General features: G+C 69.3%; 15 protein-coding genes. All 15 read right to left on the reverse strand.

Translation table 11 applies throughout. The features are described 5' to 3' along the window. Positions 1–2 precede the first annotated feature (2 nt). The gene (locus tag KEC57_RS07855; protein WP_229384017.1) at positions 3–1,976 is read right to left on the reverse strand and encodes a primosomal protein N' family DNA-binding protein; all 1,974 of its coding nucleotides are present in this window, start codon (positions 1,974–1,976) and stop codon (positions 3–5) included. Positions 1,977–2,042: 66 nt separating this feature from the next. After that, positions 2,043–3,236 carry a methionine adenosyltransferase gene (metK, locus tag KEC57_RS07860; RefSeq protein WP_229384018.1) on the reverse strand — a complete coding sequence of 398 codons (1,194 nt, stop codon included), beginning with the start codon at positions 3,234–3,236 and terminating at the stop codon, positions 2,043–2,045. A gap of 87 nt (positions 3,237–3,323) precedes the next feature. After that, the gene (gene rpoZ, locus KEC57_RS07865; protein ID WP_229384019.1) at positions 3,324–3,578 is read right to left on the reverse strand and encodes a DNA-directed RNA polymerase subunit omega; all 255 of its coding nucleotides are present in this window, start codon (positions 3,576–3,578) and stop codon (positions 3,324–3,326) included. Positions 3,579–3,669: 91 nt separating this feature from the next. Then, positions 3,670–4,566, reverse strand: coding sequence for a guanylate kinase (gene gmk, locus KEC57_RS07870; RefSeq protein WP_229384020.1), 897 nt, complete (start codon positions 4,564–4,566; stop codon positions 3,670–3,672). Next, positions 4,559–5,419 (reverse strand): orotidine-5'-phosphate decarboxylase, encoded by an 861-nt coding sequence (pyrF, locus tag KEC57_RS07875; protein ID WP_229384021.1) that lies wholly within the window; start codon positions 5,417–5,419, stop codon positions 4,559–4,561. Before pyrF ends, gmk begins: the two co-directional genes overlap by 8 nt. Further along, positions 5,416–8,703: a carbamoyl-phosphate synthase large subunit gene (gene carB, locus KEC57_RS07880; RefSeq protein WP_229384022.1), complete on the reverse strand. Its 3,288-nt coding sequence runs from the start codon at positions 8,701–8,703 to the stop codon at positions 5,416–5,418. Before carB ends, pyrF begins: the two co-directional genes overlap by 4 nt. Beyond that, a complete protein-coding gene (gene carA / locus KEC57_RS07885) occupies positions 8,704–9,861 on the reverse strand; it encodes a glutamine-hydrolyzing carbamoyl-phosphate synthase small subunit (protein WP_229384023.1) in 1,158 nt (385 codons plus the stop codon). Then, a complete protein-coding gene (locus KEC57_RS07890; RefSeq protein WP_229384024.1) occupies positions 9,858–10,367 on the reverse strand; it encodes a PH-like domain-containing protein in 510 nt (169 codons plus the stop codon). The genes carA and KEC57_RS07890 overlap by 4 nt, the downstream gene beginning before the upstream one ends. Beyond that, complete coding sequence (locus KEC57_RS07895; RefSeq protein ID WP_229384025.1) at positions 10,364–11,710, reverse strand: dihydroorotase; 1,347 nt, start codon at positions 11,708–11,710, stop codon at positions 10,364–10,366. The genes KEC57_RS07890 and KEC57_RS07895 overlap by 4 nt, the downstream gene beginning before the upstream one ends. Next, positions 11,707–12,693: an aspartate carbamoyltransferase catalytic subunit gene (locus KEC57_RS07900; protein WP_229384026.1), complete on the reverse strand. Its 987-nt coding sequence runs from the start codon at positions 12,691–12,693 to the stop codon at positions 11,707–11,709. The genes KEC57_RS07895 and KEC57_RS07900 overlap by 4 nt, the downstream gene beginning before the upstream one ends. Further along, positions 12,690–13,220, reverse strand: coding sequence for a bifunctional pyr operon transcriptional regulator/uracil phosphoribosyltransferase PyrR (pyrR, locus tag KEC57_RS07905; protein ID WP_229384027.1), 531 nt, complete (start codon positions 13,218–13,220; stop codon positions 12,690–12,692). Before pyrR ends, KEC57_RS07900 begins: the two co-directional genes overlap by 4 nt. Before the next feature lie 146 nt (positions 13,221–13,366). After that, a complete protein-coding gene (locus KEC57_RS07910; protein WP_229384028.1) occupies positions 13,367–13,900 on the reverse strand; it encodes a DoxX family protein in 534 nt (177 codons plus the stop codon). Between the two features lie 169 nt (positions 13,901–14,069). Continuing rightward, entirely contained in the window at positions 14,070–15,653 is a 1,584-nt protein-coding gene (locus KEC57_RS07915; RefSeq protein ID WP_229384029.1) for a Rieske 2Fe-2S domain-containing protein, read from the reverse strand. 92 nt (positions 15,654–15,745) lie between these two features. After that, the gene (locus KEC57_RS07920) at positions 15,746–19,000 is read right to left on the reverse strand and encodes a DEAD/DEAH box helicase (RefSeq protein WP_229384030.1); all 3,255 of its coding nucleotides are present in this window, start codon (positions 18,998–19,000) and stop codon (positions 15,746–15,748) included. Positions 19,001–19,049: 49 nt separating this feature from the next. Continuing rightward, on the reverse strand, positions 19,050–19,460 hold the full coding sequence (gene nusB, locus KEC57_RS07925; protein WP_229384031.1) for a transcription antitermination factor NusB: 411 nt from the start codon (positions 19,458–19,460) through the stop codon (positions 19,050–19,052). Between the last annotated feature and the right edge of the window lie 17 nt (positions 19,461–19,477).

The raw sequence follows: 19,477 nt of genomic DNA on the forward strand, positions 1-19,477 counted from the left end.
GATCACAGATCGAGATCCGGGACGTCGACGCGGACTTTCAGTGTATTGGCGCGACCGGGTGCACGACCCTTCGCCGGGCGGCGCCCCTTGACCGCAGCGCTCACGACCGAGGCGCGAAGGCTCTCTGTCACGCGCGGCCCCAGACCGTAGTCGAATCGCACGAGGGCGCGCACGGTTTCGTCGTGGGCGAGCGGGCCCAGCACGGCCTCGGCGTCCAGTTCGGGGACGGCGGCACGGAGCGCCTCGAGGGCGGCATCGACGGCACGCCGTGGGCCGTCGACGGAGGCGACGCGCACGGTCGGCGGCATGCGCAGCGGTGCACGCTCGGCCAGCTCCGTCCGCGCGTAGCCCGGCTGCGTCCACGTCGCGAGAGCGCGCGCGACGGGGCCCGTCACGCCGACGAGGTGCACCGGGGCGCCCGGCGCGGCCAGGGCCGCCGCGTTCGACCACCACCGCAGGCACGACTCGCCGATCCTCAGATCGTCGGCCAGCAGCATCCGGTCGCCGTCCAGCAGGATGACCGCGCGGTAGCCGCCGACGGCGAGGGGCTCCGCACCCCGCGTCGACACCACGAGCGCGGGCCGACCGTCGATCTCGGTGACGGGATGGTCGCCGTCCGCGACGATGACGCGGGTCCCGGGAAACGCGCGGCCCAGCTCGTCCGCGGTGCGTTCGCTTCCCGAAGACGCCATGCGAAAGCGCGTCGACGAGCAGTCGGGACACGCCCAGCTGTTCGCCGAGCGGCCGCACCACGTGCACGTCGGCACAGCGCCCTGACGAGCGGCGTGCAGCGGGCCGCCGCAGTGCGCGCAACGCGCCGGATGCCGGCACTCCGCGCACACCAGCACAGGTGCGTACCCGGGGCGCGCGACCTGCACGAGCACCGGGCCGCTCGCCAACGCCTCACGTGCGGCGGCGAAGGCCGATGACGGCACGCGTGCCCCTCTCGATTCCCCCTCGCGTGTCGCGCTGAGCACGACCCGAGGGCTGCGCCTGCGGGCCGCAGGCAGTTCCCGCACCCATCCGACGGCGACGAGCCGCTCGACGTCGGTCGTTCGGGTGTGCCCTGCGAACACCAGCGCGCCTCCGTCGAGCTCCTGTCGCAGCAGCGCGGCATCACGGGCGTGCACCCCAGGACTGAGCGGCTCGGCCAGGAGAGGATCGCCGTCGTCCCACAAGGCGACGAGACCGAGCTGGGCGACCGGCGCATAGACCGTGGATCGATTGCCGATCACGACGCACGGCGCCTCGGCGAGCGTCCGCAGAAACGCGGTGTAGCGCGCGGGAGCGCTCTGCTTCGCATCATCGCGGACCAGTGCTCCCACCGGCACATACGTGGCGAGCACCGCCTCCAGCTGCGCACGGTCGCGATGATCGGGCACGGCGATGACGGCGCTGCGGCCCGAGGCGAGAACATGCACGGCGGCGGCGGCGAGCAGCACCGCCCACGCTCCGACCGCGGCGCCGTCATGCACGGCCGGAGATGGCGGGGCATCCACGGCCAGACGCTCGCCATCAGCCAGCGCGGCGGTGAAGCCCGGGTACTCCGCAAGCACGCTCGCCGCCCACGCGGCCGACTCGGCGGCGACCTCGGGGGTCGCGGGCGGGTCGGCGGCGATCCACGCCTTCTCGGCGCGCACCATGCGCCGGGCGATGGCGAGGCGCAGGATGTCGCCGGCCGAGCCCGCCGCGCGGTCGGCGGCTCGCCGGGCCAGCGCATAGAGCCGCGCGGGCAGGACCGGCACCGGCGAGACCACGGCGTCGAGCTCGGACAGCGGACGGTCCGAGGCATCGGGCTCGCCGAGCTCGACCAGGTAGCCGTCCACCATCCGCCCCGCGCTGCGCAGAGGCACGCGTACCCGCACGCCCGGGAGGGCGTCAGTGGCGAGGGCATCGGGGATCGCGTAGTCGAACAGGCGATCCAGCTGCGGCAGCGGTGAGTCGATCAGCACGCGCGCCACGCGCCGAACGCTCATGGTTGCACTCCGCGCACTCCCGGGAGGCTGCGTCGGGGGTCACGCACCGCGCTCACGCGGCCGACGTCAGAGTCCGGCAGCCGCGCGCAGTGCGTCGGCGCGGTCGGTGCGCTCCCACGTGAAATCGGGCAGCTCGCGCCCGAAGTGGCCGTAGGCCGCGGTCTGGGCGTAGATCGGGCGCAGCAGGTCGAGCTGATCGATGATCGCCTTCGGGCGCAGATCGAACACATCGAGGATGGCGCGGGTGATGGCGTCGTCCGAGACATGACCGGTGCCGAACGACTCGACATAGAGGCCGACGGGCTTCGCCTTGCCGATCGCGTACGCGACCTGCACCTCCAGTCGGTCGGCGAGACCGGCAGCGACGGCATTCTTCGCCACCCAGCGCATCGCATACGCGGCCGAGCGGTCGACCTTCGACGGGTCCTTGCCGCTGAACGCACCGCCGCCGTGACGTGACGCCCCACCGTATGTGTCGATGATGATCTTGCGGCCGGTGAGTCCGGCGTCGCCCTTGGGGCCGCCGATCACGAACGGTCCCGCCGGGTTGATGTAGAACTTGACGTCCGACAGGTCGAGCCCGGTCGCCTCGAGCACCGGGTCGATGACCTCGGCGCGTACCGCGGCGCGCAGTGCCTTCTGCGAGATCTCGGGGTTGTGCTGCGTCGAAAGCACGACCGAATCCACGGTCTTCGGTGTGTGGCCGTCGTAGCCGAGCGTCACCTGGGTCTTGCCGTCGGGGCGCAGGAACGGCAGCGCTCCGGACCGGCGCACGTCTGCGAGGCGCTCGGCCATGCGATGCGCGGTCCAGGCGGCCATCGGCATGAGCTGGGGCGTCTCGGTCGTCGCGTATCCGAACATGATGCCCTGATCGCCCGCGCCCTGCAGGTCATGCGGGTCTTCGGAGCCGTCCTCGCGCCGTTCGAACGCCTTGTCGACGCCCGCCGCGATATCGGAGGACTGCGCGCCGATCGAGACGCTCACACCGCACGATTCCCCGTCGAAGCCGGTCTCGCTCGAGGTGTAGCCGATGCGATTGACGACGTTGCGGACGATCGCCGGGATCTCGACGTACGCGGACGTGGAGACCTCGCCCGCGACGTGCACGAGGCCGGTCGTGACGAGGGTTTCGACAGCCACGCGTCCCCGCGGATCGGCGGCGAGGATCGCGTCGAGGATCGAATCCGAGATCTGGTCGCAGATCTTGTCGGGATGCCCCTCGGTGACGGATTCGGACGTGAACAGACGCAGGTCGGTCATCGATGCTCCAGATCGGAAGAGTGCAGGCACCAGTATGCCCCCGAAGGCGGACATCACCGCCTCGGGGGCATCAGGACGTAACGGGCTCTACTCGATGTGACGCAGACGCAGCTTGTCCTCGTGGATCTCGTGCATCGCGATGGTGAGCGGCTTGTCTTCGACGGTCGAGTCGACGAGCGGGCCGACGTTGTCGAAGAGGTTGCCCTCGTGCAGGTCGGAGTAGTAGTCGTTGATCTGACGCGCGCGCTTGGACGCGAAGATCACGAGCTGGTACTTCGAGTCGACCTTGCCGAGCAGGCTGTCGATGGGGGGCTCGATGATGCCCTGGTTCGTTCCGGCCATGGGAATCCTCCTGGATCGGATGACGGATGGAGAGTTCTGAGCGCCTCGGACGCACCGAGGCATCCCACCATTCTACGCGAGCGGGAGTCGCTCAGCGCGCAAGCCGTGCAACCTCGTCGGCTGCGCGCGCCACGTCGTCGTTGACGACGCGGAAATCGAACTCCCCCTGCGAGGCGAGTTCGGTCTTGGCGGTGCGCAGGCGACGGGTGCGCTCGGCGGCGTCTTCGGTGCCGCGTCCGACGAGTCGCTGCACGAGTTCGTCCCAGCTCGGCGGCAGCAGGAACACCAGGGTCGCCGACGGATCGGCGGCCCGCACCTGACGTGCGCCCTGCAGGTCGATCTCGAGCAGAGCGGTGCGCCCCTCATCGAGAACCTTCTCGATCGGGCCGCGGGGCGTGCCGTAGCGATACGCATTGTGCACGGTGGCGTGCTCGAGCAGTTCTCCCTCGGCGACGAGGCGGTCGAACTCGGCGTCGTCGACGAAGTAGTAATGCTCCCCGTCGACCTCCCCCGGCCGTGGCGCGCGGGTCGTCGCCGACACCGACAGGTGGATCTCGGGATGGTGCTCCTTGATATATGCGGCCACCGTCCCCTTGCCCACGGCCGTGGGACCGGCGAGCACGACCAGACGGCTGCGGCCGCCGCGCGGCTCGAGTTCGGGCCAGCGGTCGTCGAGGAAGCGGCGAAGATCCTCGCGCTGGCGCGAGCCGAGGCCGCCGAGACGCTTGACCGGTGAGATCTGGAGGTCCTGCAGGATGCGGTCGCGTTTTCCCTCGCCGATCGCCGGAATGGCCGTGAGGAACTCGGGCACGCGCATCGCGCCGGCGGGCGACGTGGGCTCGGCCAGGGCACGACGCAGAAGCTCCTGGGGCGTGATGACCCGCATCGCGACGTCCTTCTTCAGAGCGGCGCGTTCGCGGCGGGCGGCGACGGCGCGACGGGATGCCGCGACCCGGTCGACCTCGGGAGGCGTGCGCACGTCAGACATGAGCGCCGTTCCGGTACAGCGCGGCGCGCTCTTCGATGCGCGCGACGATCGCGGCGGGACCCGCCGACAGGATGCTCCGGCTCTCGGAAGCGACGACGTTCGGAGCGAGCGCGCCGAACAACGAGGAGAGGTCCTCGGCGGAGGCGCCTTGGGCGCCGAACCCCGGCGCCAGCAGAGGGGCGCCCCGCAGCGCTTCGTCCGACAGGCCCACCGCGGCACGATCCACGGTCGCGCCGACGACGAAGCCGATCGGACCCAGACCTCCGGCGAACGCGGCCGAGCCGTTGATCCAGCCCGCGTCCCGCGCGACGCGCTCCGCCACCGACTGGTCGTCGCTCGCGGCGACGTCCACCGTGCGTGCGCTCTGCAGCGCGAGAGCCTCGGGGTTGCTCGTCGCGGCGAGCACGAACGCGCCCTTGCCGGCACGGACGGCCGTCGTGAGCGTCGCACGAAGCGAGTCGGGACCGAGATACGGGCTCAGCGTGAGGGCGTCGACCTCGAGCGGGGAGCCTGCAGCCAGCCATGCGCCCGCGTAGCCGTCCATCGTGGAGCCGATGTCGCCGCGCTTGGCGTCGGCGATCACGATCAGTCCGGAGTCGCGAGCCGCAGCGAGAACATCCTCGAGGGCGGCGAAGCCGCGCGAGCCGAAGCGCTCGAAGAACGCCACCTGGGGCTTGACGACGCCGACACGGCCGGCGGCCGCCTCGACGACGCGCAGTCCGAACTCGCGGACGCCGTCGGCGGAGGCATCCAGACCCCATTCCACGAGCAGGTGCTCGTGCGGATCGATGCCGACGCACAGCGGCCCGAAGCGGTCGAGCGCGACGCGGAGTCGCTCGCCGAACGAACTCATGATCGTGCCGCCCGATCCGCGGCGTACTCCTGCAGGCTCTTCACCTTGAACCCTTCTCGCAGCACCGGCAGGGCGCTCACTGCCGCACCGAGGACGGCCATCGTGGTGAACAGCGCCTTGTCGCCGGCGACGGCGGCCGCGCGGATCTCGTAACCGTCGGCACGCGCGGTGCCGCCGGACGGGGTGTTCACGACGATGTCGATCTCGCCGGCGTTGATGAGGTCGACGATGTTGGACTCGCCCGAGTCCTGCGTCTCGGAGTACTTGCTCACAACGCGCACCGCGATGCCGTTGCGGGCGAGGATCTCGGCGGTGCCCTCGGTCGCCACGAGGTCGTAGCCGAGCTCCTGCAGGCGGTGGGCCGGCAGGATCACGGCACGCTTGTCGCTGTCGGCGACCGAGATGAACACGGTGCCCTCCAGCGGCATGCCCCCGTACGCGGCCTCCTGCGACTTGGCGAATGCTGTCGGGAAGTCCCGGTCGATGCCCATGACCTCGCCGGTCGAGCGCATCTCGGGTCCGAGGACCGAGTCGACCGTCTGTCCGTCGGCGGTGCGGAACCGCTTGAACGGCAGCACCGCCTCCTTGACGGCCACCGGGGCATCCAGCGGGACGCGCGAGCCGTCCTGGACGGGCAGCATGCCCTCGTCCTTGAGGTCGGCGATCGTGGAGCCCGCCATGATGCGGCTCGCCGCCTTCGCGAGCGGAATGCCGAGAGCCTTCGAGACGAAAGGCACCGTCCGGCTCGCCCGCGGGTTGGCCTCGATGACGTACAGGACGCCGGCCGAGATCGCGAACTGCACGTTGAGCAGCCCGCGCACGCCCACGCCTTCGGCGATCGCGTGCGTCGCGTCGCGGACGCGGTCGATGTCGGTGCGGCCGAGGCTCACCGGCGGCAGGGTGCAGCTCGAGTCGCCGGAGTGGATGCCGGCCTCTTCGAGGTGCTCCATGACACCGCCGATGTAGAGGTCGGTGCCGTCGTAGAGCGCATCGACGTCGATCTCGATCGCGTCGTCGAGGAAGCGGTCCACCAGCAGCGGCTTGCCCGGTTCGACGATGACCTCGCCGGCGGTGCGGACGAAGTAGTCCCGCAGGCTATCGGTGTCGTAGACGATCTCCATACCCCGGCCGCCGAGCACGAAGCTGGGACGCACCAGCACCGGGTAGCCGATCTCCTCGGCGATGCCCACGGCCCCGTCGACGTCGACCGCGGTGCCGTGGCGGGGAGCGACCAGCCCGGCATCGTCGAGCAGGCGCGAGAACAGCTCTCGCTCCTCGGCGAGGTCGATCGCGGCGGGGCTCGTGCCGAGGATGGCATAGCCGGCGTCCTCGATGCCCTTCGCGAGCCCGAGCGGAGTCTGGCCGCCGAGCTGGCAGATGACACCGAGGATCGTGCCCGACCGCGCCTCGGCGTGCAGCACCTCGAGCACGTCCTCGAGCGTCAGCGGCTCGAAGTACAGGCGGTCGCTGGTGTCGTAGTCGGTCGAGACGGTCTCGGGGTTGCAGTTGACCATGACCGTCTCGTAGCCGGCGTCCGACAGGGCGAACGACGCGTGCACGCAGGAGTAGTCGAACTCCACGCCCTGACCGATGCGGTTGGGGCCGGAGCCGATGATGACGATCTTCGTGCGCTCCGAGGGGGTGACCTCGGTCTCGAAGTCGTAGCTCGAGTAGTGGTACGGCGTGAGTGCGGGGAACTCCCCCGCGCAGGTGTCCACCGTCTTGTACACCGGGCGCAGCCCCAGACCGTGACGGATGCCGCGGACCCGAGTCTCGGTGTCGCCGCGGAGCTCTGCGATCTGGGCGTCGCTGAAGCCGTGCTCCTTCGCGACGCGCAGGGTCGCGGCATCCAATTCGTCTGCGTGGCGCACGAACTCGGCGACCTCGTTGATCAGCACGATCTGGTCGAGGAACCACGGGTCGATCTTGGTGGCCTCGAACGCCTGCTCGATGGTCGCGCCCTTGCGCAGCGCCTGCTGCAGCACGACGATGCGTCCGTCGGTCGGCTTCTTGGCGATCTCAAGCAGTTCGTCCGCCGTGCGGTGCTCCTCGCCCCAATGGAAGCTGGAGCCGCGCTTCTCGAGCGAGCGCAGCGCCTTCTGCAGCGCGGTGGCGTAGTTGCGCCCGATGGCCATGGCCTCGCCCACCGACTTCATGGTGGTCGTGAGCGTGGTGTCGGCCGCGGGGAACTTCTCGAAGTTGAAACGCGGCACCTTCACGACCACGTAGTCGAGCGTGGGCTCGAAGCTGGCCGGAGTCACCTTGGTGATGTCGTTCGGGATCTCATCGAGGCGGTAGCCGATCGCGAGCTTCGCGGCGATCTTGGCGATCGGGAACCCGGTCGCCTTCGACGCGAGGGCCGACGAGCGCGACACGCGCGGGTTCATCTCGATCACGATGATGCGGCCGTTCGCCGGATCGATGGCGAACTGGATGTTGCAGCCGCCGGTGTCGACGCCGACGGCACGAATGATGTCGATGCCGATATCGCGCAGCTTCTGATACTCGCGGTCGGTCAGCGTGAGCGCCGGTGCGACGGTGATCGAGTCGCCGGTGTGCACGCCGACGGGGTCGACGTTCTCGATCGAGCAGACGACGACGGTGTTGTCGGACGTGTCGCGCATGAGCTCGAGCTCGTATTCCTTCCACCCGAGGATCGACTCCTCGAGCAGCACCTCGGTCGTCGGCGAGTCGCGCAGGCCCGCGCCCGCGATGCGACGGAGGTCTCTCTCGTCGTACGCGAAGCCCGAGCCGAGGCCGCCCATCGTGAACGACGGGCGCACGACGAGCGGGTAGCCGAGCTCGTCGGCGGCGCTGATCACCTCGTCCATCGTGTGGGCGATGCGCGATGCCGCGACATCCGCTCCCGCGTCCAGCACGAGCTGCTTGAAGATCTGGCGGTCCTCGCCCTTGTTGATCGCCTCGAAATTCGCACCGATCAGCTCGACGTCGTACTTCTCGAGGATCCCGTGGTTGTGCAGATCGATCGCCGCGTTGAGGGCCGTCTGGCCCCCCAGCGTCGGCAGGATCGCGTCGGGCTTCTCCTTGGCGATGATCGTCTCGATGACCTGCCACGTGATCGGCTCGATATATGTTGCGTCGGCGAAGTCGGGGTCGGTCATGATCGTCGCCGGGTTGGAGTTGACCAGGATGACGCGCACGCCCTCCTCGCGGAGCACGCGGCAGGCCTGCGTGCCCGAGTAGTCGAACTCGCACGCCTGGCCGATCACGATCGGGCCCGACCCGATCACCAGGACGGAATTGATGTCGTCGCGCTTGGGCACTTACTTCTCGCTCTTCTTCGCCAGGTCGGCGATCACAACGTCGCGGAACCGATCGAACAGGTAGTTGGCATCGTGCGGACCGGCCGCGGCCTCGGGATGGTACTGCACGGAGAACGCGGGGATGTCGAGGGCGCGAAGGCCTTCGACCACGTTGTCGTTGAGGCCGACGTGACTGACCTCCACGCGGCCATAGCCGTGCGGGCTGTCGAACTCGCCCTCGACCGGCGCATCCACGGCGAACCCGTGGTTGTGGGCGGTGATCTCGACGCGACCGGTCGTCTTGTCGAGCACCGGCTGGTTGATGCCGCGGTGGCCGAACGGAAGCTTGTAGGTGCCCAGACCCAGCGCACGGCCGAGCAGCTGGTTGCCGAAGCAGATCCCGAAGAAGGGCAGGCCGTCGTCGAGCACCTCGCGCAGGAGCGCGACATGGTCGCCGGAAGCGGCCGGGTCGCCGGGACCGTTGGAGTAGAACACGGCGACCGGCTCGATCGCACGGATGTCGTCGATCGTGACGTCCTGCGGGAGCACGTGCACCTCGAACCCGCGGGCGGCGAGGTTGTCGATCGTGGCCTTCTTGACGCCGAGGTCGAGCACCGCCAAGGTGCCGATGCGCTCGCTCGTGGCCGGGGTGATCTCGACGGCCTCGACCGACACGGCCGCGGAGAGATTCTGCCCCGCCATCTGCGGAGCCTCCTGCACCTGGCGCAGCTGCTCGTCGGCGTCGAGCCCGGCGGACTCGCCCGAGAAGATGCCGCCGCGCATGCTGCCTGCGGCGCGGATGTGGCGCGTCACCGCCCGCGTGTCGATTCCGCTGATGCCGATCACTGCGTCGTTCACGAGCGCGTCGTCCAGCGACTCGTCGGCGCGCCAGTTCGACACGACGCGAGAGGGGTCGCGGACGATGTACCCCGATACCCAGATCCGTCGTGACTCGTGGTCTTCGTCGTTCATGCCGGTGTTGCCGATGTGCGGCGCTGTCTGCAGCACGATCTGGCCCGCGTACGAGGGATCGGTGAGCGTCTCCTGATAGCCGGTCATGCCGGTGGCGAAGACGACCTCGCCGAGAGTCGTGCCGAGGGCGCCGTAGGCGCGGCCGACGTGGCGCGTGCCGTCTTCGAGGACGAGCACGGCGGGGTCGGACTGGAACAGGGAGGTCATGCGTCGGTTCCCGTCTGGGTCGGGTGGAGGATGCCCGCCACGGCGTCCGCGAGGGCGCGGGCCGAGGCATCCTGGGGGCGGAAGTAGGAGTCGACGACCGATCCGATGTCGGTGCGCCAGGTGAGACGGGTGAGACCGTTCTTCTCGACGACGCGGTCGATGGCGACGGTCGACTGGCTCACGTCGACGATCTGGTCGACGCCGAGTACGAAGCGCGGACGGCCGGTGAGGTCGACCGCGACGCCGGTGTCGGCGACGGTGACCGTCGCGCGCGAGCGCATGCTCAGGCCGGGTGCGGCGATGCGATCGAGCGGAGCATCATGCTTCGTGGTCGCGACGTAGAGCGCCTCGAAGGTCGCGAGCACGCGCGCGGACTCGGGGAGTTCGCTCGTGTGGACGAGCGGCCCGGAGTCGCGCCGCGACCGCCGCCACCACGCCCAGGCGAGCACGGCCAGCAGGAGGACGGCGACGAGGACGATGATCGCGAGCGCGCCCTCGCGGCTCATGCGCGGACCCCCGGCGTGTCGAGGAGGCCGCCCTCGGCCACCGTGACAGTGCCCTGGTGCAGGGTCCAGCGCACGTCGCCCGGCAGGTCGCGCCCGAGGTAGGGCGAGTTCAGGCTGCGTCCGCGCAGGTCGTCGGTCGTGAAGGGGCGCATCGGCGCCGGGTCGTAGAACGCGAGCGAGGCCGGCTGCCCCTCGGTGAGCGGTGTGCCGTGCCCGGCGAGGCGCCCGATGTGGGCGGGCTCGCGCGACATGACGCGCGCGACGTCGCCCCACGTGATGAGCCCGGTGTCGACCATCGCGGACTGCACCACGCGCAGAGCGCTCTCGAGCCCGACCATTCCGTTCGCGGCGGCGTGCCATTCGCAGGCCTTGGCCTCGGTCGGATGCGGCGCGTGATCTGTCGCGACGATGTCGATCGTGCCGTCGGCGAGTCCTTCGCGCACTGCGAGCACATCCTCTTCGCGGCGCAGCGGCGGGTTCACCTTGAAGCGCGCGTCGTAGTCGCGAACCAGTTCGTCGGTGAGGAGCAGGTGGTGAGGCGTGACCTCGGCGGTGACGTTCACGCCGCGCTTCTTCGCCCACCGGATGATGTCGACCGAGCCTGCGGTGGAGAGGTGGCAGACGTGCAGGCGGGAGCCGACGTGCTCGGCGAGCAGCACATCGCGGGCGATGATCGACTCCTCGGCTACGGCCGGCCAGCCGGCGAGGCCGAGTTCGGCCGATACCGCCCCCTCGTTCATCTGAGCGCCCTCGGTGAGGCGGGGGTCCTGAGCGTGCTGGGCGATCACGCCGTCGAACGCCTTCACGTACTCGAGCGCTCGCCGCATGATGAGCGGGTCCCACACGCAGAAGCCGTCGTCGCTGAAGACGCGCACCCGCGCCCGGGAGTCGGCCATCGCGCCGAGTTCCGCGAGACGCTCGCCCTTCTGCCCGACGGTGACAGCGCCGATGGGCTGAAGGGTGACGAAGCCGGCGGCCTCGCCGAGCGCGAGCTCCTGCTCGACGACGCCGGCGGTGTCGGCCACCGGTGATGTGTTCGGCATCGCGAACACGGCGGAGTATCCCCCGGCGGCGGCGGCCCGCGATCCGGTGAGGATGGTCTCGGATGCCTCGTACCCCGGTTCACGCAGGTGGGTGTGGAGATCGACCAGGCCGGGGAGCAGAACCAGGCCGTCGACGTCGATCACCGTGGCGCCGGCCCGGCTGAGCCCGGTGCCCATCTCGTCGATGACGCCGTGCGAGACGACCACGTCGGCGGGAGCCGATCCTTCGACGAGCGCGCCGCGGAAGAGGAAGGTCTCAGCTGTCGAGTCGCCGCCTGCGGCGTTTCGAGACACGCTCATCGTGGGGTCACCTTCCGTGTGGCATCTGTCGTATCGGCGTCGCCCTCCGCGCCGGCGAGAAGCAGGTAGAGCGCGGCCATGCGCACCGAGACGCCGTTCGCGACCTGCTCGAGCACTGTCGAGCGGGCCGAGTCCGCGGCCTCTGCGGAGATCTCGAGCCCCCGGTTCATCGGTCCCGGGTGCATCACAATGCTATCCGCTCCGAGGGCGTTCAGCCGCCGCGCGTCCAGACCCCAACGACGGGAATATTCCCGTTCAGTGGGGAAATAAGCGGCGTTCATGCGCTCGAGCTGGATGCGAAGCATCATGAGCGCGTCCGGGCCGTCGGCGATCGCCTCGTCGAGGTCGTAGAGGATGCGCGCAGGCCAGCGCGAGACATCCTGCGGAACGAGTGTGGGCGGCGCTACGAGGGTGACCTCGGCTCCGAGCGTGTGCAGCAGCCAGACGTTGGAGCGTGCCACCCGCGAGTGCAGGACGTCGCCGACGATCGTGACCTTCACACCCGCGAGGTCGCGACCCCGGCTCTCGCCGCCGTAACGGCGTTTGCGGATCGTGAACGCGTCGAGCAGCGCCTGCGTGGGGTGCTCGTGCGTGCCGTCGCCCGCATTGACGACGCCGGCGGTGATCCATCCGCTCGTCGCAAGCGTGCGCGGCGCGCCCGACGCGCCGTGACGGATGACGACCGCATCCGCGCCCATCGCCTGGAGCGTCTGCGCGGTGTCCTGCAGCGACTCCCCCTTCGAGACGCTGGAGCCCTTCGCCGAGAAGTTGATGACGTCGGCCGACAGGCGCTTGGCCGCCGCTTCGAACGAGATGCGGGTGCGCGTGGAGTCCTCGAAGAAGAGATTGACGACGGTCTTGCCGCGCAAGGTCGGCAGCTTCTTGACCTCACGGCGCTGCGTGTCGGCCATGTCCTCGGCGACATCGAGGATCCGGAGGGCGTCGCTCCGGCCGAGGGACTGGGTGTCGAGGAGATGCCTCATGACTCGATCGTCACCTCTTCGCGGCCGTCGGTCTCGGCCAATCGAACGTTGACCCGCTCGTCGCGGGAGCTGGGAAGGTTCTTGCCGACGAAGTCGGGGCGGATCGGCAGTTCCCGGTGACCCCGGTCGACAAGCGTGGCCAGACGCACCGCGGCAGGGCGTCCGATGTCCTGCAGTGCGTCGAGAGCGGCACGGATGCTGCGCCCCGAGAACAGCACGTCGTCCACCAGGACGACGACCTTGCCGTCGATGCCCCCGGCCGGGATCTGCGTCGGCTGCGGCGAACGCGTGGGATTGCGATGCAGATCGTCGCGGTACATCGTGACATCGAGCGCGCCGACCGGCACGGCTGCCGAGCCGAACTCCTCGACGAGCGCCGCGATGCGGTGGGCGAGGGTGACGCCGCGGGTGGGGATGCCGAGCAGCACCAGATTGTGGGGGCCCTTGTTGGACTCCAGGATCTCGTGCGAGATCCGAGTCAGGGCCCGGGCGATGTCGGCCTCGTGAAGCACGGTGCGCGTGCTCATCAGCCACTCCCTTCTCCGCCTCACAGGACGGGATTAAAGGTTGTTCGGTCATTCCAGCATACCCGGGCGGCAGACACGACGAGGCCCGGACACCACATGGTGTCCGGGCCTGTTGCCGGGCGCGGCGAGTCGTCTCGGGAACCCTCTCAGCGCACGCGACCGGGACCGCGGAGGACGCGGGAGGCGATCACGAGCGCGGCGGCGATGAGCACCGCGTTCTTGAAGATGTACTGGCCGGTGAGTGTCGGGCCAGCGGTGCCGAAGACCTCGGCGGGGAGCAGGACGATCGGCGACAGGATGCCGATGAAGGCGAGCGCGAGGACGACCAGGCCGATGCGCGCGAACGCGCCGCCGAGGATCAGCAGTGCGCCGGCGGCGACCTCGATGAGCGCGGTGGCGATCATCGCCGCCTGTCCACCGACCAGCCCGAACGTGAGCTTGTCCCACGTCTGCATCACGAGCGACTCCACGGGGCTCGCACCCGGGACGAACTTGAGCGCCCCGAACACGACGAACACCGCGCCGAGGGCGACGCGCAGCGCCGGGATGCTCCAGCGCTCGAGGAACACCTTGGTCCCGGCCTCGGCGCGAGCCTCGAGCGCCAGAAGCGCGCGGATCGGCTGGGTGCGTGTCGGGACCGCGAGGCCGGCGGCGCCGTGCGTGACGGGAATGGTGGTCATGTCGTGACTCCTTCGGGTTCTGATCGCCCGGACGTCGGGCACGGTGATCAGGACGCGCAGGTGTGCGAGATGATACGGAATCGCTCAGATTGGCGGTCTCGCCACAGGCTCGCGCCGTCTGGCGCGGAAAGTCTTGTGGAGGATCGACAAACGGGTCGTGGGTCGCCGTTCAGGCGACGGGCGCGGCCTTCGTCTGACGGAGGTCGTGCGCACCCGTGTCTGCGCGGCTCGAACGGATCGGGTGCCCCTGGGTCGACAGGCACTTGCCCGACGCGAGGTCCCACTTCCAGTCGTGGAGGCTGCAGGTGAGCACGCCGTCCTCGATCTTGGCGGTCTTGGAGAGGTCCGCGCGAAGATGCGGGCAGCGCCGCTGCACGACCCACTCCTCCAGCTGGATGTCCTCCGAGACATCCGACTGCTCGGCGTACCAGTTCTCGACGTACTCGATCCGGTCGCGCGAGAGGCACTTGAAGAACGTGTAGATGAACTCGTTGAACTTGCCGACGCGGCCCGCCTGGAACTGCATCGAGAGGAAGATCGAGTTCGACCAGTCGATCTCGTGATCGCGGATGTTCGTCGAGACGAGATCGGCGGGGATCGTGAACCAGTAGCTGGTCTCCTCCCCCGCGTATTCGCGGACCTTCGCCTTCGGGAAGTCCACGCACAGGTCGAGGTCTCCGATGGTCATCCGGACCGGACCGCCGACTCCGTCGCGGAAGATGCGGCCGCGGCGCAGGAGCGGCTCCCACCAGGCCTTGAGTTCCGCGAGCATCTCGTCGGGCGGCAGCACCGGTGCGCGGGAGGCCTCCTCCGCCGCGATCTCGCCCTGGCGGGAGTCGCGCTGCTCGGCGAGGTAGTCCCACTTCTCGTCGAAGATCCGGTCGATCTCGGCGTCCGCATAGAGGGTCTGAGTGACGGTGAGCTCACCGCCGCTGATCTCGACGACCGTGCCCGGAAGGAACTCGTAGCCCTTCTGCGCGGGGCGCTCGTCCTTCATATGCTGCAGGAACTGACGCTGATCGGTGAAGATCGCGTCGTTCTCGAGCCCGGTCCCGTTGTAGCGGAAGAGCTCGTCCCGCAGGAACATGGGCGGTCCCGCCATCGGGAACACATGCTCGGCGTCGACCTTCTCGATGTAGTACATCGCGCGCTTGTTCTGCGCATCGCGCTTGAGCTTGGCGAAGTTCTGCTTGGCGTCCTGCGGCAGGTCGTAGACCATCGGCCACCAGATCGCGCCGGACACCTGCGTGAAGTAGGCATCGGGCTTCGAGAAGCCGAGCAGCGTCTCGAGATCGAGCGGGTGCGAGTCGTTCTGATTCAGGATGCTCGCGCTGCCGTCGTCGACGCTGAGGGACGAGTCGCCGATCGGGCCGTCGCTCGGCGCGCGCAGCGGGGTCACCATGAGCGTGAGGTCGCCGAACTCGAGGGGCACCCCGGCCTGGGTGTAGATGATGTTGTCGTAGCCGAGGGCACGCAGATCGTTCTCGAGATCCTCGGTCGGGTAGTCCGGGAGGAGGACCTTGATGTCCTTCGGCACATGCTTCTGCATGAGCGCGGGGTCGAAGTGATCGCGGTGGCGGTGCGAGATGTAGAGGAAGTCGGCGTTGCCGAAGCGCTCCCAGTCGAGTCCCCGGTTATCGGGGAACGGAAACCATGATCCGAAGAACGTCGGGCCGATCACCGGGTCGCAGAGGATGCTTCCTCCCGCCGTCTCGATGAACATTCCGGCGTGGCCGAGGCCCGTGATGCGCATGGGATTCCTCCTGTATCGAACCAGTCGATTCTAGGCGAGTGGCGTGAGCGAGGCCGTTCGGACGGGCCGTGCAAAAGGGATCGGCGCCCCTCTCAGGCGTCGAACAAGCCCCGGATGTCGTCGGCGCTGAGGGCCTGCCCGAACAGTGCGTCGTCATCGAGCACCGATCGGAAGAGGCGCGCCTTGCGCTGCTGCAGCGCCATCACCTTCTCTTCGATCGTGCCGCTCGCGATCAGTCGGTACACCATGACGCTGCGCTCCTGACCGATGCGGTGCGCGCGGTCCACCGCCTGCGCCTCGGCCGCGGGATTCCACCACGGATCGAGCATGAACACGTAGTCGGCCTCGGTCAGGGTCAGCCCGAATCCGCCCGCCTTGAGGCTGATCAGGAACACCGGGGCCTCGCCCCCGCGGAACCGCGCGATCGCCGCGTCGCGGTCGCGGGTCGACCCGTCGAGGTATGCGTAGGGGATGCCGCGCTCCTCAAGCCGAGCGGCGACGATGCCGAGGAAGGACGTGAACTGGCTGAACACCAAAGTGCGGTGCCCTTCGGACAGCGCCTCATCGAGCTGCTCGAACAGCGCTGTGAGCTTGCTCGGGGCGATGTGGGAATGAGCCGGGTCGATCAGTTCGGGCGCGAGGCTCAGCATCCGCAGCAGCGTGAGCGAGCGGAACACGATGAACCGGTTCCGATCGAGGTCGTCCAGCAGGCCCAGCACCTTCTGCCTCTCGCGCTGGAGCACGGTGTCGTAGAGCACCCGGTGCGCCGCGTTCAACTCGATGCGCACCTCCTGCTCCTGCTTGGGCGGCAGATCGCTTGCGACGAGCTCTTTGGTGCGCCGCAGCACCAGCGGACGGATCCGCCGCCGCAGCCGGGCGAGGCGTCGCGCGCGATACTCGCCGCCCTCCTGGTTGCCCGGCACCTTGCCCTTCTCGATCGGCCCGACGTACTCCTCGCGGAACCGACGCGAGGAGGCGAACAGGCCGGGGGCGGTCAACGAGAGCAGTGCCCAGAGCTCGGTGAGGCTGTTCTCCAGCGGCGTCCCGGTGACGGCGAAGACGACGTCGGCATGCAGCGCCCGCACCGCTCGATAGATCTTGGTCTGGCTGTTCTTGACGAATTGAGCTTCGTCGAGCACCACTCCGGCCCACTCGACGCCGACGAACTCGGCCTCGTCGAGACGCAGGAGCGTGTACGACGTGACGACGAGATCAGCGGATGCCGCGGCATCCGTCACGCTCGTGCCGAGCGTGGACTGCGTGGCGCCGATGACGACTACGCGCAGATCCGGGGCGAACCGCGCCGCCTCCGTGCGCCAGGTCGAGAGTACGGAGGTGGGAGCGACGACGAGGAGAGGGCGCGTCTCCCCCGCCGTGCGCGTGTGCGATATGAGCGCCAGCATCTGCAGCGTCTTGCCCAGCCCCATGTCGTCGGCGAGGATGCCGCCCAGACGGTGCTGCCAGAGGAACGCGAGCCAGTCGTATCCGGCGCGCTGATACGGTCGCAGCTCTGCGTGAAGGCCCGGCGGCAGCGGCGCGACCGGCACCCCCTGCGCGTCGCGCAGCCCTTCGGCCGTGGCTCGCCACGACAGAGCGGGCTCCGCCTCGTCGGCGACATCCTCGAAGTCGGCCCAGAGATCTGTCTGATACCGGCTGATGCGAGGCCCGGTCTCCCACTCGTCGAGCTCACCGGCTTCGTCGATGAGGTCGCGCAGTCGCTGCAGCGACGGGTGAGCCAGAGAGAAGTAGGCGCCGTCGCTGAGGAGCATCTTCTTGCGTCCTCTCGTCAGCGCCGAGAACAGGGCTCCGAACGGGATGCTGCGTCCGTCGATCCTGACCACCACTCCCAGGTCGAACCAGTCCGCATCGGTGGTCTCGACACTGGAGACCTCGATGCGCGGGTCTCCGGTGAGCTCGCGGTAGCGAGGGCGCTCACCGCTGATGTCGACCGTGACGTCGTGGTCGGCCTCGAGCACGGGCAGCAGGCGCGATGCGAACTCCGCGGCTTCGAGGCCCGACACGCTTCCCGACGGCGAGAACTCGATGGGCGAGGCATCGCTCCAGAGCGTCTCGACGCGCGCGCGGATCGGTCCCTCGGCGGCGGCATCGCGATCCGGCGAAGGCGGCGCGTCGTAGGCGAGCGGGTCGCCGAGGCCGTAGCGCCATGCGAGCAGGAAGTCGAGGCGGTGCGACGGCAGGAAGCGGACGGTGACGACGAGCGTCGGGCGAGGCGCCGGAGCGATCTCGATACCCGGGGCTTCCACGGCGACACGGCGCGAGATCTGCGGAAGGTGCTGGGAGACGAACTCTTCGGTCTCAGACGCCGGGATCGTGACCGCTTCACGGGAGGCGAGCAGCGCCGGCACCGGATCGGGCAGTGCCACCGCGGCGAGCGTGAGGTCGATGCGGTCCCGTTGGACGAGGAAACGGTACACGCCGGAGCGCCCGATCGGGCGCACAGAAGCGACATCCGCATCTTCGCCGTCGATCATCACGTGCGGTGAGACCTCGAGACCGTTCTCGGTCGATCTCGCGCGCACGGCCACACTCGCCTCGCCGGCGACCGACACCGTCATGGTCCGCTTCGTCGAGACGAGAGGGATGCTGCGCTCCGGGGCGGTGGCGAGGTGCGACCACAGCAGGCTCGACTCGATGTCGTCGAGCGTGAGCCATTCCGAGACGTCGGAGAAGGCACCGAAGCTGCGGACGTCGCGCCCGATGCTGTGCAGTTCGGCGAACCAGCGCGACTGCTCCGGGTCGAACACGGTGTTGGGGCGGCGCAGAGCATCCCATGAGACGGTGCCCTTGACCCACGCGTTCGACCGCGCGCTGCGGGCGAGTGGGCGCAGCCCCACCAGCACGTCGGCACCGTGCTGGTGCAGTCCGCGCGCCGTCGCCGTCTCGACGCGGGCCGGAGTCCACGACGACGCGCCCCGGAGGATGCGCTGGCGCAGTTCCACCCCGAGTGCGAGCGTCGCCGCGTCGCGCGGGTTCGGCACGGTCGGTTCGAGCAGCGACCGCCACGATGCCGCCCGCGGCGCAGGCGCTTCGGCGGCGAGCCTGTTGCCCGCCAGCAGAGTGGCTACGGCATGCTTGCAGTCGAACTGCACCGGGCAGGTGCACGACGTCGCCGCGATCGGACGCTCTGGCCGCCGGGGATCGAGGCGGACGCGGCACCGGTACGACGACCGTCCGCTGCCGTCGACGACCGACTCGATCGTCGAGGAGGGCGCATCCCACGTGATCGAGCGCACCGCTCCTGCGGCGAAGTACGCGACACCTCGCTCGAAGGCGCCATCGCCGGCCATGAGCCGGATCTGGACGGAATCGACGAAGGGCTGGTTCACGGCATCCCTCCTCGCAAGTACCGCAGACGCCCCGCCGCGGCTGCGGTGATCAGGACGAGCGCGCGATGCGGGCGAGAACGCCGTGCACGAAGGAGCCGGACTCGTCGGTCGAGAACTCCTTCACGAGATCGACCGCCTCATCGATCGCCACCGCGGTGGGCACGGCGTCGTTGTAGAGGATCTCCCATGCCCCGATGCGGAGCACCGCGCGGTCGACCGCGGGCATCCGCCCGAGCGACCAGTCCTTGGCGAATGTCGTGATCTGCTCGTCGATGGCGTCGCGGTTGTCGATGACGCCGTCGACGATCTCGCGGGCATACAGCCACGATGCTTCGCGGGCCGGCTCGTTCGCGGCGCGCTTCGCCTCGGCGGCGAGCACCGTTGCGACCTCGTCGCCGCGGACGTCCGCCTGGAAAAGGATGTCGAGCGCGCGTTTGCGCGCCTTGGTTCGAGCACTCATGAAGGGCGGTTCCCCGC

It is taken from the genome of Microbacterium allomyrinae (assembly GCF_020682705.1).
GTDB lineage: Bacteria > Actinomycetota > Actinomycetes > Actinomycetales > Microbacteriaceae > Microbacterium > Microbacterium allomyrinae.

Bases quoted from the DNA above. Each gene is read 5' to 3' on its own strand.
- gmk (WP_229384020.1), bottom strand. From the start codon at position 4,566: ATGTCTGACGTGCGCACGCCTCCCGAGGTCGACCGGGTCGCGGCATCC.
- KEC57_RS07900 (WP_229384026.1), bottom strand. From the start codon at position 12,693: ATGAGGCATCTCCTCGACACCCAGTCCCTCGGCCGGAGCGACGCCCTC.
- KEC57_RS07895 (WP_229384025.1), bottom strand. From the start codon at position 11,710: ATGAGCGTGTCTCGAAACGCCGCAGGCGGCGACTCGACAGCTGAGACC.
- carA (WP_229384023.1), bottom strand. From the start codon at position 9,861: ATGACCTCCCTGTTCCAGTCCGACCCCGCCGTGCTCGTCCTCGAAGAC.
- KEC57_RS07890 (WP_229384024.1), bottom strand. From the start codon at position 10,367: ATGAGCCGCGAGGGCGCGCTCGCGATCATCGTCCTCGTCGCCGTCCTC.
- nusB (WP_229384031.1), bottom strand. From the start codon at position 19,460: ATGAGTGCTCGAACCAAGGCGCGCAAACGCGCGCTCGACATCCTTTTC.
- metK (WP_229384018.1), bottom strand. From the start codon at position 3,236: ATGACCGACCTGCGTCTGTTCACGTCCGAATCCGTCACCGAGGGGCAT.
- pyrF (WP_229384021.1), bottom strand. From the start codon at position 5,419: ATGAGTTCGTTCGGCGAGCGACTCCGCGTCGCGCTCGACCGCTTCGGG.
- pyrR (WP_229384027.1), bottom strand. From the start codon at position 13,220: ATGAGCACGCGCACCGTGCTTCACGAGGCCGACATCGCCCGGGCCCTG.
- KEC57_RS07910 (WP_229384028.1), bottom strand. From the start codon at position 13,900: ATGACCACCATTCCCGTCACGCACGGCGCCGCCGGCCTCGCGGTCCCG.
- KEC57_RS07855 (WP_229384017.1), bottom strand. From the start codon at position 1,976: ATGAGCGTTCGGCGCGTGGCGCGCGTGCTGATCGACTCACCGCTGCCG.
- rpoZ (WP_229384019.1), bottom strand. From the start codon at position 3,578: ATGGCCGGAACGAACCAGGGCATCATCGAGCCCCCCATCGACAGCCTG.
- KEC57_RS07915 (WP_229384029.1), bottom strand. From the start codon at position 15,653: ATGCGCATCACGGGCCTCGGCCACGCCGGAATGTTCATCGAGACGGCG.